The organism is Nitrosomonas mobilis (assembly GCF_900103035.1).
Lineage (GTDB): Bacteria > Pseudomonadota > Gammaproteobacteria > Burkholderiales > Nitrosomonadaceae > Nitrosomonas > Nitrosomonas mobilis.
In genome coordinates, this window is the sequence record NZ_FMWO01000057.1 from 21,960 (window position 1) to 35,866 (window position 13,907).

The window sequence follows — 13,907 nt, forward strand, 5'->3', positions numbered from 1 at the left end:
CAAAACGACAAGGTGGGAACTTGTCTTGTATTATTCATAACGGAGTATAAGGAAAATGAACCACCTTTTCCATGAGTTTCTAATGTACCGCGGATTCAATTTCGAAGTGCAACGCCTAACGATGGTTTGGTGTAGCGCACCGTCTTCCCGAAGAATACCTCAAACGAAGTTCTGAATCCAAGCGCCTTGAGGAGCGTGGTGTTGCACTTGACTATTCTACAGTGAGCCGTTGGGCGATCCGGTTTCTATCGTTATTGGAAAATATTTTCAGAAGAAAGTATAAACGCTCGATTGGTAAAAGCTGACGCATGGAGGACGAGACTTATATCAAGTCAAAGGTGCCTGGAAATACCTTTATCGTGCTATCGACAAAGAGAGAAACACAATTGATTTTCTATTGACAGCCAAGCGTGATAAAGCAGCTATTGATAAGATCAACAAGGATAATGACACTTCCATTGTCGTCAGACAGGTCAAATACCTTAGCAGTATCATGGAACAAGATCATCGAGCAGTGAAGCGAGTGACGAAACCAATGCTCGGATTCAAATCTTTTCAATCAGCTAAAAACATCTTGGCTGGCATCGAGCTAATGCACATGATTCGCAAAGGTCAGATGATGATGGAGGGAGCGGACAAAATGTCTTTTGCTGAGCAATTTTATGTGTTGGCAGAATAAATCCGCCTGGCTTAAAGAAATGGCATGTCAGCTCATCCGAAATATGCGTTTTTGCGCTTAATGCGACAGAACCAGAATTAGAAGGCTATCTGACTACGGAACATGAAAGTATGCAGGCCATCCGGCTTTCCACCACTTGCCGTGACTAGCGGCGAATCCTTGATTTCCAGGATTTTGTCATAGTTAAACATGAAGCGAACGTTGTTGTTCACATACCAGTTCAGGGCAACGGTAAAGTTTTTCATCTTACCTCCCCTGAAGGCGCCATAGTTCATATCTACTCCGGCGACACGTGCTGCCAGCTCCCATGCACCCCATCCCCCCTTGGAAAAGCTGAAGTTTTGGGTTGGCTCCACTCTGTGAAACTTTCCTTCTTTGTATTTACGCGATTCTCCTGTGAGCGTCCATGCAGCTTCTCCGTACCAGCCCTGGAAGCTCAGTGAATCCAGACCGTTTCTACGGCCAATCCAACTATGGGTATACTCGCCTCCCGCGCTGAACGGACCATATACGCCGCTGGCCTCCAGGCCAAGCATCTTGATGTCCTCGATATTTCCTATGGTGCCCGAATCAGTCGGAAACAGGTTAGTTATATGCGACGTTTCATGCCTGAACCTCATGCCATTAGAGGGACCGAATAGTTGGCCGCTGCCACTCGGTTTGCGATAGTTTCCCGCCACACCTAAATGGACAATTCTGGCCTTTTCGTTAATGGGTGCAAAAGTGACACGCGAATTGGTTCCCCAGCTTTCATCCATGCTGTTGTTATTAGAGTCGATTGACTCACCATAAAGTCCAACCTGTCCAGTCCAGTTTTTATCGCTTTTTGACACATTTAGACCAATAGCGCGATCGACGAGCGGTGCGTTAAGCACATTCATTAACGATCTTTCCATAAACATGAGATCGTTGGAGCTTTCTTGTAATTCACGACTAAAAGCCTGCTTCTGGTGGCCTACGTTGACCTTCGCGAAGCCCTCTCTATATGAGATAAACATGTCTTTAACGCCGACGCTGTTATCAGCAAAGTCGATCTGGCTCTTAAAATCCCAATCCTTAAAGAAAGTACCTGAAAACTCCAGGCGCCCTCTGCGCAGCTCTGTGCCATCATTAGCTTGAATTGGAGAGCCGTCACTAAAGAAGAAATTATCATTACCGCTATGGGTGTAATCCGTGTGAATCCGGCCACCGATCTTGAACCTGAAATTCTTGTCTGCAGTTTCGAATTGCAAGCCGTTTTTATCCAAAGTGAGTTGCTTTTCTCTTTCTTTGACACGTTCTTCAATGGACTCAATCTTGCCGACGAGCTGAGCACGTTCCGCCATTTCTTTTAATCTCGCGCCTCTGTCGCCGGACGTTGACTGGCCGGTTCTTTCCGTCTTCGGCGCTGGCGTTGCATTGTTCGATGGAGCACGTTCAGCTCTCTCAAAATTACCTATAGGTTGCCGGTCAGACCCGGGCTCTCCGTATATCTGCTTGGTTTTGGTGTCCATATAAAGGTCAAGCGCAAAAGCTTTGGATGATGTGCTTGTTCCCAAGACAGCTGCGGCTGCCAAAATAAGTTTCGAAAATTTCAAAACTATGCTCCCAGTTGTGATGTTTTTTTGTAAAACTGGGGCAAGAATAGGGAAAAAAGATGACCGTCTTATTAAGCTTTTGTTACAATTCTATGACAGCACCAAGGGCAGCGTTGAACGATGATGACTCGACCCGAGTGCGAATAGCTCTCTACCCTAGCTTCCACCCAAACCATTTCAAATAGAAGTGCAAGGGATGGAAGCCGAATGGCCGGAACTGCTACAGGCAGGCCCGGTTCACGACAGCCTGGCCCGAACGGGTGCCCATAGAAATTATCGCTCACTCGAAACGTTGTTCGCTTTTTTCATCGCGATTTTTTTCCCGTTCACGCTCAAGGAAAATGTCCTTCTCAAGCTGTCGGATGTGGTCCTCAAGAGCGGCAGATGCTGACATGAACTCAGCATTCTGTAGCCCCTCAAGACCTTGCTTGCGTGCGTTGAGAATCTCGGAGTGATTGCTAGACCAGTTTATGTGTCGCACACCGCGAACTATCGCTGCCAACGCTGCTTCTTGATTTGGCGCATGTTGAAGCAGCGCTATAGCCTGATCTGTAAGCTGCCCATTGGCAGGAAAAACGGCTCTGTCGCATTAAGCGAAATCATCGATACCTTCGTGTAGACTGTCGACATAGAAAAAATGGTGAGGCTACATGCTGGTTGTGAAAGGAATGCGATTCCCGATTGAGGTGATTTTCAAAAAAGGGGGCGCTGCCCTATCTTATTGGATTTAGTTACAATCCATGAATGCCAAGACCAAGCAGAGCTGTATTTTCCGGGATACCGCATCACATCACACAGCGAGGAAATCGGCGAGAAAGAATAATATAGGGTAGCGTCCCCTCTTTTCACGAGCACCTACAAAATCCGCCAGTGCCGGAGGTAACATTATCGCCTGCACTTTCGCTTTTTTCCCAGCCGGGCGAGAGAAGCATCCGCACACGCAGAATCGCAATTCTGGTCGCGGATTGGGTAGATGGGAAGCCCGTGGTGGCGCTGAATGTCAGTCTCTCGAGCGAGTAGGCCGTGTCGCGGTTTGTTGGAACCCGCCTTGGTGTCGTACAGGCCAGCGGTAGCAATGCGATCGAAGTTGACACCACCTTTGAAACAATGCCGGCCGTTCTTTTTGATGCCCTTGTAGTGCCCGATTTTCGCCATGGTACGGTCTCGTCTCATTCAGCGGACGCGGTCCAATTTATCCACGAGCAGTATCGCCACTGCAAGCCCATCCTAGTACGGGGAACTGGCAAGAGCATGATCGAAAGCGCGGGTGTAAAATTGACACTCCCATCTGGCGAACCCGATCCTGGAATTCTTTACATCCAGGGCGGGAACCTTGACGATATCCTGCCGCAATTCGTTGAAACGGTTGCCGCTCGTCAACATTTTGAAAGGGCGATTGAGCCGCCTCGGTCAATGTAACCCAGCCAACGTCACGGACATGCGTATGAAAAAGATGTAACTTCAATCTCGCGATAAGCACTCGTCCCTTCGGATGAGCTCAATTCACAGCCAAGGCTGTAGAGTCTGCCGAATCGGTGACGGAAAAAGGCGTTGCCCGTGGAACTGGCGGAGCGGGGCCTGATTGCTCAGTTACAACTGCCGCCTATATACAACTGCCGCCTATATAATCGAATATTATTTTGTCCCGAAACGTTTCACGCCCGTCTTCGAAAAAAATGCCTTTTCGCAAGATCACTGACCACTATCTTTGTCACGCCAGCAATAGAACTCACCGCGCGTGCCGCCCGAAATGGCAGTAGAGAAGCGCGAAGTCAGCGTGCCGGGTGTCGTGTGTGTCTCTTCCGGCTTTTCTTCCCGCAGGATGATGACATCCGACAGATTTGGTAGAATCCCGACTCATAGTCAAGTCGCTTAGCCATATGGCAGCGTATCGCGTATCCAGATAAAAAGAGGACCAATATGAAGTTAGAATCGCTGGCATTGCATTATGGGTATGAATCAGAAGCGACGACGAAGGCAGCGGCGGTCCCCATATATCAGACAACCTCCTACACTTTCGACAATACCCAGCACGGCGCCGACCTGTTCGATCTGAAGGTAGCGGGGAATATTTATACACGCATCATGAATCCCACTACCGCCGTGCTGGAGAAGCGCATCGCTGAGATGGAGGGCGGGGTCGGCGCACTGGCCGTGGCTTCGGGCATGGCTGCGATCACTTATGCCATCCAGTGCATTACCAGCGCTGGGGATAATATCATCAGCACTACCCAGCTTTATGGTGGCACTTACAATCTGTTTGCCCATACGTTTCCTCGGCAAGGCATTGATGTGCGCATGGCTTCGCACGATGACTACGGCGCGGTGGAGAAACGGATAGATGACAATACCAAGGCGATTTTTTGCGAATCAATCGGCAATCCCGCCGGTAATGTCGTCGATATTGAAAAATTGGCGAATATCGCGCATAAACATGGTTTGCCACTCATTGTGGACAGTACCGTTTCTACTCCATACCTCTGCCAGCCGTTCAAGTTTGGCGGTGATATCGTTGTACACTCGCTCACAAAATACATCGGTGGCCATGGCACGACTGTGGGTGGAGCGATAGTCGATTCAGGGAAGTTTGACTGGGTGAAGCACAAAGCACGTTTTCGGCTTCTGAATGAGCCCGACCCGTCTTATCATGGGGTCGTGTACACCGAGGCTTTCGAAAACGCAGCGTACATCGGTCGTTGCCGGGTTGTGCCGCTACGCAATACTGGTGCAGCTCTGTCGCCGCACAGCGCTTTTTTGCTGCTGCAAGGCTTGGAAACACTGGGTCTGAGGATGGATAGGCACTGCGAAAACGCATTGAAGGTCGCTCAATTTCTGGAGCAACATCCAAAAGTGGAGTGGGTCAACTACGCGGCATTGCCGAGCAGCCGGTATCATGACCTGTGTAACCGGTTAAGCAAGGGAAAATCCTCAGGTTTGCTGAGCTTCGGAATCAGGGGCGGTACTGCTGCCGGGGCGCAGTTTATCGACGCCCTGAAGATGATTTTACGCCTTGTCAATATCGGCGATGCGAAGTCACTCGCTTGCCATCCCGCATCCACCACACATCGGCAGTTGAGCCCGGAAGAGTTGGAAGAGGCGGGAGTTTCAGAAGGCCTGATCAGAATATCCGTAGGCATCGAGCACATTGATGACATCATTGAGGATATAGCTCAGGCGCTGGATGCGGCTGATTGAGGTGTTCCGCAGATTCGCGATGGGGCGGGTATAGGAAAAATAAACCACCTTTTCCATGGGTTTCTAATGTACTGAAAGCTGGCTCAACTGTCAAACACGATGATAATCTATCGAAAAATGACTATATTCCGGTTCAGTTAGCACAAAAAGTTAAAAATTTTGCTGCATTTTGGCGCTTCAGGCGAAAAACGCCCAGGGGCAGAGGTCACCCCCCTGACGAAGAGGATTGAAAGGAGCGAGCACAGGGTCAGGTTGGCTCGAAAAGATCGTGGATTTGTGCAGGTGCTCTAGGAGGACAACGTAATTCATACAAGGAATGCCTTATGGGAAAGGAAAGTCTAGACAGGTGATTATTTCCCAAACGATTGAAATGAACCAGGGATTTAACTCCCCATCTCCTTGAATTACAAACGATTACGCTGAAATTTGTCCAACTCAATCGGCCTTAATCCATCGCAATCCACACACTCTTCACTGCAGTATAAGTATCCAGGGCATATGAACCTAATTCGCGTCCAATCCCGGACTGCTTAAAACCACCAAATGGTGTCGCAACATCAAAGACGTTATAGCAGTTCACCCACACGGTGCCAGCACGGAGTCTTGCGGCAATATAATGTGCATGTTTCACATCCTGTGTCCACAATCCGGCGGCCAGGCCATATGGCGTATCGTTCGCCCGTTTAATTACGTCATCCAAGTTATCAAACGGAATTGCCGCAAGCACGGGTCCAAAGATCTCTTCCTGAGCAATAACCATTTCGTCTCGTACATTGGCAAACACGGTTGGCTTGACAAAGTATCCTTCCTCCTGAGGCCTTTTCCCACCAGCCACCAGCTCTGCCCCTTCACTTACCCCTTTTTCAATATACCCTAATACCTTTTCTTGCTGAGCAGTTGATATGAGAGGTCCTATTTCAGTATCCGCATTGATTCCGGGTCCTTGTTTAATTTTTTTGGCATAATCAATCATTTCTGCCACAACTTTATCGTAATGTTTCTTATGAACGAAGACGCGGGAACCTGCTGTACAGTTTTGACCTTGATTCGCCATGACTCCATTCAATGCGCCTGGGATGGCCTTGGATAAATCAGCATCTGGCATGATGATATTCGGGGATTTGCCACCAAGCTCTAATGTAATATTTTTTAACGTTTTTGCGGCATTTTGCATAATCACTATTCCGGTCTGTGTCGAACCCGTAAATCCAATTTTATCAACAAGCGGATGTTCGACTAACTGTGCTCCAACCGGCCCACCAAAACCAGGAACGACATTAAATACACCCGGAGGAAACCCGGCTTTGTCCGTTAATTCTGCCAGGTATAGAGTTGATAGGGGTGTGAGTTCTGAAGGCTTAAGAACCATCGTGCATCCCATGGCAAATGCCGCTCCCATTTTATACATCGCCATAAGCAGTGGTAAATTCCATGGAACAATTTGCCCTACGACTCCCAATGGTTCATGACGTGAATAATTGAAATATGGACCACTGACTGGAATCGTTTGGCCGACAATTTTTGTAGGCCAACCAGCGTAATACCGCATATGTTCGACCGAAAGTGGCACATCCATATTTCTAGACTCACGGATGGGCTTTCCATTATCTAATGTTTCAAGTAGTGCTAATTCTTCTGCATGCTCTTCCATCAGATCCGCGAGTTTATACATCACTCTGCCTCGTTCAGCCGCACTCATTTTTAGCCATGGACCGTTATCAAAAGCCTCACGAGCCGCTTTGACGGCAATATCAACATCTTCTGGTCCTCCTTCAAATACCGTTGCCAAGACTTCTCCCGTTGCAGGGTTATACGTTTCAAACGTTTTTCCCGATTGGCTTTTGACAAATTTCCCGTTAATAAACATCCGTTTTGTACCCTTAAGAAATTCCTCGACCTTCGAGTTTGAACTACCTTTTGTCTGACTCATAATGCCCCTCCCCTAAAATAAAATTTTCCATTGAGTGTGCCCATTAACGACAGACTGTCAATTTTTTTAGATAGCCCGCTTTCTTTGTAAATTTCCACTATTTATTCCTTCCACATGCCAATTACGTCTCTTCGCGTTGATGTGAAAATTTGGTATGCCGGAAACGTTTCAAAGTAATCAAACATCTCGGCGAATAGGTTTTCAATGATTGTTTGATCGATTTTTATTTCACGTGAACATCTGTGACCACTTGATTGCTCATAATTCAATAGCTCCGGATACGACATAAGCAAGAACGTCTCATAGGCTTAAATTCAATAACCTGGCATCTGCCATCAATGCTCCCCGACCATCTCTATTTCCGGATTATCCAATTCAACAACTCTCACTGCTCTTTCACACTTAGCATTTGGGTCGAGGAAAAAATAAACCACCTTTTCCATGAACTCTGAAGGTAATAAAAACTTCCAAGGATGTCAAACACGGTGCTAATCGATCGAACAATGCCGATATTCTGGTTCAGTTTCCACAAAAAAATTAAAGAATGTGCCGCGTTTTAGTGCTTCGGGCGAAAGACGTTAAGGGGTATAGGTCAGCCCGGGGATGAAGAGAACTGATAGGAGCGAGCACGGGATCAGGTTGGCTCGAATGGGCATACCCGAACCGATCCTGCGCTGAATACTGCAGCAGCAACGCCGTGAATGTTCTTGATGAAATCTTCGGAGGCACCCAGGAATGCTTTGAACGACGGGCTGCCGTCGCATCGACCAAGCATTTGTCAATCTGGTGTGGTGACCATTTCGATTAATCGTGGCGTGGTCCAGTCTTCATCCAGCAAATATCCCAAGATAGCTTGGAAGTGTTCGCTGACCTGGGCTGCCAGCAACTTGCGTGCAGCGTCTTGGCGGATTTGATCGGGTTCACGAATAGTGGGATCAGATATAATTAGAGCCTTCCCGAAATGAGCTTTTTCTGGTCGCTTCGAATGGATTCTTCATTCGGTGATAGCCATCCCAGACATTCGACGAGCCAAACAATAGCTTTCAAAGAGTGCTCCAAACTCTCAGAAACCAGGCTTTCACTAGATACTTTCCATGTCTTGGATAAATTGTCCTCGCTTGCGACACAATTTTGGCTCCACATGCGATCCCAATCAGTTGTGAGCATATACCCCTTTACGCCAGTCAGTCCGATATCAATGTCGAGATTTCCCTTGTACACGCCTGCCTGGCATATGCGTGCAGCAAACTCAAAGTATTCCGTAACTGTGTAGATCAAGTTTACCAAGGAGATGTAACCAGGGACCGTATCCCAATCAACACTACCTAGTCTTCCGAGATGACTCTTTGTGGCTTGTTGCAACTTGTCTCGCCACTCGGTCTCCGTCGCCTCACGTAAGGCGGAGAAGTGAACGAACTGGCCACTCTGAAATAGATACCAATATTCCATGCTGCCCATGAAGTTCGCCCAAGAACCAATCGATTGTGAACCACGGACTACTCCGTGGCTTGAATCCGATGACCTTGCTAGATGAGGGAAATCCCATCCTCGAAACTGCACCCTTGATTTTTCAACTAGTCGGAAGCAATCAGACAGGGTGGGTATCAAATCAGAGTCGTAGAATTCTGGGTGATATTGGACACGCCAAAAAGGATAGGTTTTTATGGGAACCGGGTCGCCTTCTACGGTGGCGAGTTCCGCTTCGTATTTCGTTTTAGAAGATTCCGCTGGCACCAATCCGACTCGTTTCCCAACTTCAAGCATTCTTCTTGCCCGAAACTCCGAAGCCAATTCAAGAAGATCGTGAAGTCTTGCTGCGTCTGTTACTCTCACAGTTTGCGGTTTGCCTATTGTTGGGCGTACATACACATCTCCGGCAGAAAATTGGTCCTTTGGCTTCAGATCGTTAGGGGAATTTTTGCGGCAGACCACTGGCGAGTCATTGAATTGGTGAACATGGAACGTTAAGTAGCGTTTTCCGTCGTCGTGGTCGTGAAGCACGATGTCCATGTTGATTTGCGGCGAGGCATATTTACTGAGTTGATCAATAATGTTGTCGTAGTCGAAGGTGGTGAGATGTGCGGGGTCAATCCCGGTAAGCTCCCAAGTCGTTCCTTTCTCGCCGACTCCGATCAGAATTAGACCGCCATCCCGTAGGTTTGCCATTCCCATGATCGTTTTTAGCAACCGCCAGCAAAGCTTAGGCCAAGGTTGTTCCTGGCACCGGCTTAAGGCGAGGGAGATCCGAGCGTTGAGATCAATATAACCCGACATTCGTGTTGTTGGAAAAGCCATTAAGCCACCTCATTCGTATGGACTGTTTTCCCCACCATAAAAATCGCTGATCGTCTGAATCGACTACTCGGGTGAGCATCAGCAGTTTCAATTTTCGATGGCTCATCAATGAATGTCTTTGCCGTCTCTTGCGGTTCTAGAAAAAATAAACGCCTTTTTCATAAGAACCAAATGTACCGGGAAACGGTTTGGTCGTCAAACTGACCGGGAAGTTACCCGAAATTCTTAAATTTGTTTTTGGTCGGCAGCAAAAAGTGTTGGTTTGACGCTCTTTTTCGCTATTTGCGTGAAAGACACCCAAGGGTAAAGATCAGCCCAGTGATGAAGAGAACTGATAGGAGCAAGCGCGGGATCAGGTTGGCTCGAATAAATCAAAAATTTGCGCAGGTGCTCCAGGCGGCGCTCGGGAGGACAAGCTAGGATGGACTACTTTTGTTTTTCCTGCCGCCGAGAATAATCTCAGAACGAAGCTTCGCGTTGGGCGCGAGCACGCCATGGAAACGAATGGTGTTGAGCCTTGGCCTGGGAACTAAGTCGCTGCATGAATTCCAGCGACGACATGACGATATGTGTGGTGCCATCCAATAAGGCATTTTTGAAGCGCCAGACGCTCATTGTCAATTGCGGTCGCGCGATGCAACGACACAGGTGTTCCAGCTCCTTGCGCTGATTCATGGCGCAACGCACCCAAGCATGCAGGCTAAAGCCGTGGGCGTGGGCACAATTTGTACAACGCTGGCGTAAGAACCCATGAGCCGGAATGCCACATTCAAGCAATGCCTCAAATTCGTCTTTAACAAAGTCAAGTAACCCTGAGCCGGCTTCCGTCTCAACCTGTGCAAAAAAAATTCCGATGTGCTCTTGTACCAACCGATACAGAGTGGCTTCTTCCGGTCGGTGCCGTTCATCGTGGAGCTGGTTGGTGCAGGTTCTTTTGGTGGAATTGGGCGCGGGAGGTGGCCGTCGACATGATCTTTGAGAACGAATGTTTTCGTTCTCAAAGTATCGACCTCTCTTGCCAGGCCTTGAGCTGCTACAATCAGTCAAGATCGGGAATATGGAATTCAACGCGGAACATCTTGATGAAGCGTGGTTTCAAATCGCAGAGCGCCGGTTCACGCAACTTGAATCCGGTGCGGTGAAACCGGTTAGCTGGGAGTCCGAAGTTTCATAAAATAAAAACATGATATCGAAAACAAAGATGGAAGTACCGCGAATACGCTATAGCAAGGAGATTTATGAATACTTGGGATAACGGGTTTCGTGGCAAACCCGGACAGGGGATGTCGCATACTCTAAGTTTCGGAGGTGCAGCGAGTTTTTTTCGCGTGCCTTACCAGACAGATATGACAGGAGTTGATGTGGTTGTAACCGGGGTGCCGTTGGATATCGCCACCACCAATCGATCCGGCGCGCGATTGGGACCTCGCGCTATTCGTAATGCATCGTTATCGCTGGCATGGGAGCGTCCTTGGCCTTGGAATATAGATCCGATGACTGCGTTGCGTGTAATTGATTGTGGTGATTGCGAGCCCGTTACCGACGATTTGTTGAGCGTAGCTCATATCGAGGCGCATATCGCCAATATTATCGGGGCAGGAGCAGCAGCCCTGGTGCTCGGTGGAGATCATTTTGTCGCTTACCCAAGCCTGCGGGCACACGCCGCTGTACATGGCCCTATCAGCCTGATTCATTTTGATGCGCATACTGATACCTGGCCTTCCTCCGGCAATGGTATTAATCACGGCACCATGTTTTATCAGGCAGCACATGAGGGAATTGTAAATCCCGCATCATCCACACAAATTGGCATTCGCACCACTAATGATGACACACTGGGTTTCCATATTGTTTCCGCAGCAGATGTGCATCAAACGACCGGTCGCGACATAGCCAGCCAGATACGCGCGCGAGTTGGTGGAAAACCGGTGTATATCACCTTTGATATCGATTGCTTGGACCCAGCTTTTGCACCCGGCACTGGCACACCTGTACCGGGTGGGCTGTCATCCTTCCAGGCACTGAGTATTATTCGTGAACTAAAAGGCATCAATCTGGTAGGCATGGATGTTGTCGAAGTGGCGCCCGCATATGATCATGCTGAGATTACTGCGCTAGCGGCTGCACAGATAGCAGTTGAATTGTTATGCCTTTACGCTGAGAGTCACAGACAACGAAATTGAAAGAGTAATCGATGACCAATGCCAATGAAGCAGTAGCAAAACACGATTGGTCCTGTGAGGATTCACAGGTACTTTATGCCATGAGTAAATGGGCAGATGGCTTCTTTTCGGTGAACAAGATGGGGCATGTTTCCGTTCGTCCTATAGAAGGTCAGGATCTGCACATAGATATCATAGATGTAATTCACTCGGCTCGCTCCGAAGGTGCTTCTCTACCACTGCTGATTCGTTTTCAGGATGTGATAAGTTCGCGCGTGCGGCGCCTGAATCAAACGTTTCGGAAGGCGATTCAGGAAAGTGGTTATGAGGGGACATACCGCAGTATTTTTCCTATTAAAGTGAATCAGCTACAAGAAGTGGTGGCAGAGGTACTGGAAGCTGGTCAAGAATTTAACATTGGACTGGAATGCGGTTCCAAAGCCGAGTTATTAGCCATGCTGCCACTGGTTGCCGATGAAACACTGCTGCTTTGCAATGGCGTAAAAGACCGTACGATGTTGACCCTAATGCTGAATGCGCAGCAAATCGGACAGCAAGTGATGCCCATCATTGAAAAATACTCGGAGTTTGAGCAGTTGATGAATTTGGCAGAGGTACGCCAGATGAAACCGCGGCTGGGTGTGCGGTTAAAGTTGAACACCAAAGGATCGGGGCGATGGTTTGAGTCCGGCGGTGCAAGTTCCAAGTTTGGACTGACTATTCCAGAACTGGTACAACTGATACGGACATTGGAAAATCGGGAGATGGCCGGGCAATTGGAGCTGCTGCATTTTCATCTGGGAAGTCAAATTGCTGATATTCAGGTACTGCGAAGTGCAGTCAGAGAAATCATGCAGGTTTATGCTGATTTGATGTTGCGGGGGATGCAGATCAAATATCTGGATGTCGGTGGGGGACTCGGAGTGAATTACGGTGGTGATTACGACAGCCCGGAATCATCCATTAATTACGGATTGCGCGAATATGCCAATGTTGTAGTTTATACAGTTAAAGAAATTTGTGACGAGCGGCAAGTACCCATGCCGCACCTTTTGTCAGAAAGTGGTCGCGCACTCACTGCGCATCACTCCTTGCTGGTGGTTCCTGTTTTGGGTGTACACAGGCCGGACAGCCCGTACATGGCCGAATTTCCGGCTGAACCACCTGCCGTGGTGCTGCGAATGACGTCGGTATATAGCGATGCGCAATCTGCGGAGAAAATGAGTATGTTGCTGGAATGTTATCACGATGCTCAAGAAATCCGTCAGGAAACCGAACAGATGGCGCGGTTGGGTTATCTGTCTGTTGAACACATGGCGCAATCGGATAGTTTGTACTGGAGTATTTGCCGTGAAGTGCTGCGCAAGCTAACGGCGATTGGGTCGATTCCAGTCACAGCTGAGCAGATTGAGTTGGAGAAGCAGCTTACGGACATGTATCTGGGAGACTTTTCCGTATTTCATTCGATTATCGACCACTGGGCCATCGGACAGGTATTCCCCGTGATGCCTCTCCATCGGTTGCAGGATAAACCTGAACGACGCGGTCAACTGGTTGATTTAACCTGCGACTCGGATGGCAAAGTAAGTCAGTATGTAACATCGTCCGGCACCAGTGATTGTTTGCCTTTGCATAATTTTCGTCAAGATGAATCCTATTATCTGGGTATTTTTCTCGTCGGGGCTTATCAAGAGATACTGGGAGACGCTCACAATCTTTTCGGACGTGTGGACGAGGTTCACGTTTATGCAAGAGCAGAAGAAGCAAACGGTTTTTGGATCGAGACACTGCTGAAGGGAATTAGTGTTAAGGAGATGCTAAGCCAAGTGCAGTATTTTCCCAATGACCTGGGTCGCCGTATGTCGGAGTTTATCCGCAGACAGATAAATGCTGGACGTATCAAGCCTGCAGAAGGAACACGAATTCTTAATAATTATACTCAGCGCTTGGGAGATACCACTTACTGTGATGTTTCTTCCAATGAACCGTTATAGATTGTTATGGCCCAGTAAAACCGGACACATTTCTAACGTACATTTTTCAAATTCTATGGGTGTCAATCAGCAATT

At 48.2% G+C, this 13,907-nt stretch carries 12 protein-coding genes; 7 read left to right on the forward strand and 5 right to left on the reverse strand.

Going from position 1 to position 13,907, the window contains the following annotated elements; translation table 11 throughout:
- Positions 1–385: 385 nt before the first annotated feature.
- Complete coding sequence (locus NSMM_RS17105; protein WP_425412371.1) at positions 386–679, forward strand: DDE-type integrase/transposase/recombinase; 294 nt, start codon at positions 386–388, stop codon at positions 677–679.
- Between the two features lie 77 nt (positions 680–756).
- Here the strand turns inward: NSMM_RS17105 and NSMM_RS09720 are convergent, their stop codons facing one another.
- Positions 757–2,256, reverse strand: a complete 1,500-nt coding sequence (locus NSMM_RS09720; protein ID WP_090286987.1) for an OprO/OprP family phosphate-selective porin — start codon at positions 2,254–2,256, stop codon at positions 757–759.
- Positions 2,257–2,452: 196 nt separating this feature from the next.
- On the opposite strand from NSMM_RS09720, the gene NSMM_RS15210 reads away from it, so the two are divergent.
- Positions 2,453–2,647 (forward strand): hypothetical protein, encoded by a 195-nt coding sequence (locus NSMM_RS15210; RefSeq protein WP_143001915.1) that lies wholly within the window; start codon positions 2,453–2,455, stop codon positions 2,645–2,647.
- A gap of 494 nt (positions 2,648–3,141) precedes the next feature.
- Here NSMM_RS15210 and NSMM_RS16500 read toward each other — a convergent pair whose 3' ends face one another.
- Entirely contained in the window at positions 3,142–3,429 is a 288-nt protein-coding gene (locus NSMM_RS16500; RefSeq protein WP_143001916.1) for a hypothetical protein, read from the reverse strand.
- Here NSMM_RS16500 and NSMM_RS15700 point away from each other — a divergent pair.
- The gene (locus NSMM_RS15700; protein WP_245654763.1) at positions 3,364–3,675 is read left to right on the forward strand and encodes a type 1 glutamine amidotransferase family protein; all 312 of its coding nucleotides are present in this window, start codon (positions 3,364–3,366) and stop codon (positions 3,673–3,675) included. The two genes, NSMM_RS16500 and NSMM_RS15700, sit on opposite strands and share 66 nt — an antisense overlap.
- Positions 3,676–4,176: 501 nt before the next feature.
- Positions 4,177–5,451: an O-acetylhomoserine aminocarboxypropyltransferase/cysteine synthase family protein gene (locus tag NSMM_RS09735; RefSeq protein WP_090286993.1), complete on the forward strand. Its 1,275-nt coding sequence runs from the start codon at positions 4,177–4,179 to the stop codon at positions 5,449–5,451.
- Between the two features lie 445 nt (positions 5,452–5,896).
- Here NSMM_RS09735 and NSMM_RS09740 read toward each other — a convergent pair whose 3' ends face one another.
- From NSMM_RS09740 to NSMM_RS09755, 3 genes are all read right to left on the reverse strand, one after another.
- On the reverse strand, positions 5,897–7,381 hold the full coding sequence (locus NSMM_RS09740) for an aldehyde dehydrogenase family protein (RefSeq protein WP_090286995.1): 1,485 nt from the start codon (positions 7,379–7,381) through the stop codon (positions 5,897–5,899).
- A 945-nt stretch (positions 7,382–8,326) separates the two neighbouring features.
- Positions 8,327–9,676 carry an AlbA family DNA-binding domain-containing protein gene (locus tag NSMM_RS09750; RefSeq protein ID WP_090286999.1) on the reverse strand — a complete coding sequence of 450 codons (1,350 nt, stop codon included), beginning with the start codon at positions 9,674–9,676 and terminating at the stop codon, positions 8,327–8,329.
- Between the two features lie 459 nt (positions 9,677–10,135).
- Complete coding sequence (locus NSMM_RS09755; RefSeq protein WP_218121076.1) at positions 10,136–10,723, reverse strand: hypothetical protein; 588 nt, start codon at positions 10,721–10,723, stop codon at positions 10,136–10,138.
- Between the two features lie 10 nt (positions 10,724–10,733).
- Here NSMM_RS09755 and NSMM_RS17110 point away from each other — a divergent pair, with 10 nt between their 5' ends.
- From NSMM_RS17110 to speA, 3 genes are all read left to right on the forward strand, one after another.
- Positions 10,734–10,850 (forward strand): addiction module protein, encoded by a 117-nt coding sequence (locus NSMM_RS17110; protein ID WP_218121077.1) that lies wholly within the window; start codon positions 10,734–10,736, stop codon positions 10,848–10,850.
- Positions 10,851–10,914: 64 nt separating this feature from the next.
- Entirely contained in the window at positions 10,915–11,859 is a 945-nt protein-coding gene (speB, locus tag NSMM_RS09765) for an agmatinase (protein ID WP_090287005.1), read from the forward strand.
- Between the two features lie 11 nt (positions 11,860–11,870).
- Complete coding sequence (gene speA, locus NSMM_RS09770; protein WP_090287007.1) at positions 11,871–13,832, forward strand: biosynthetic arginine decarboxylase; 1,962 nt, start codon at positions 11,871–11,873, stop codon at positions 13,830–13,832.
- Positions 13,833–13,907 lie beyond the last annotated feature (75 nt).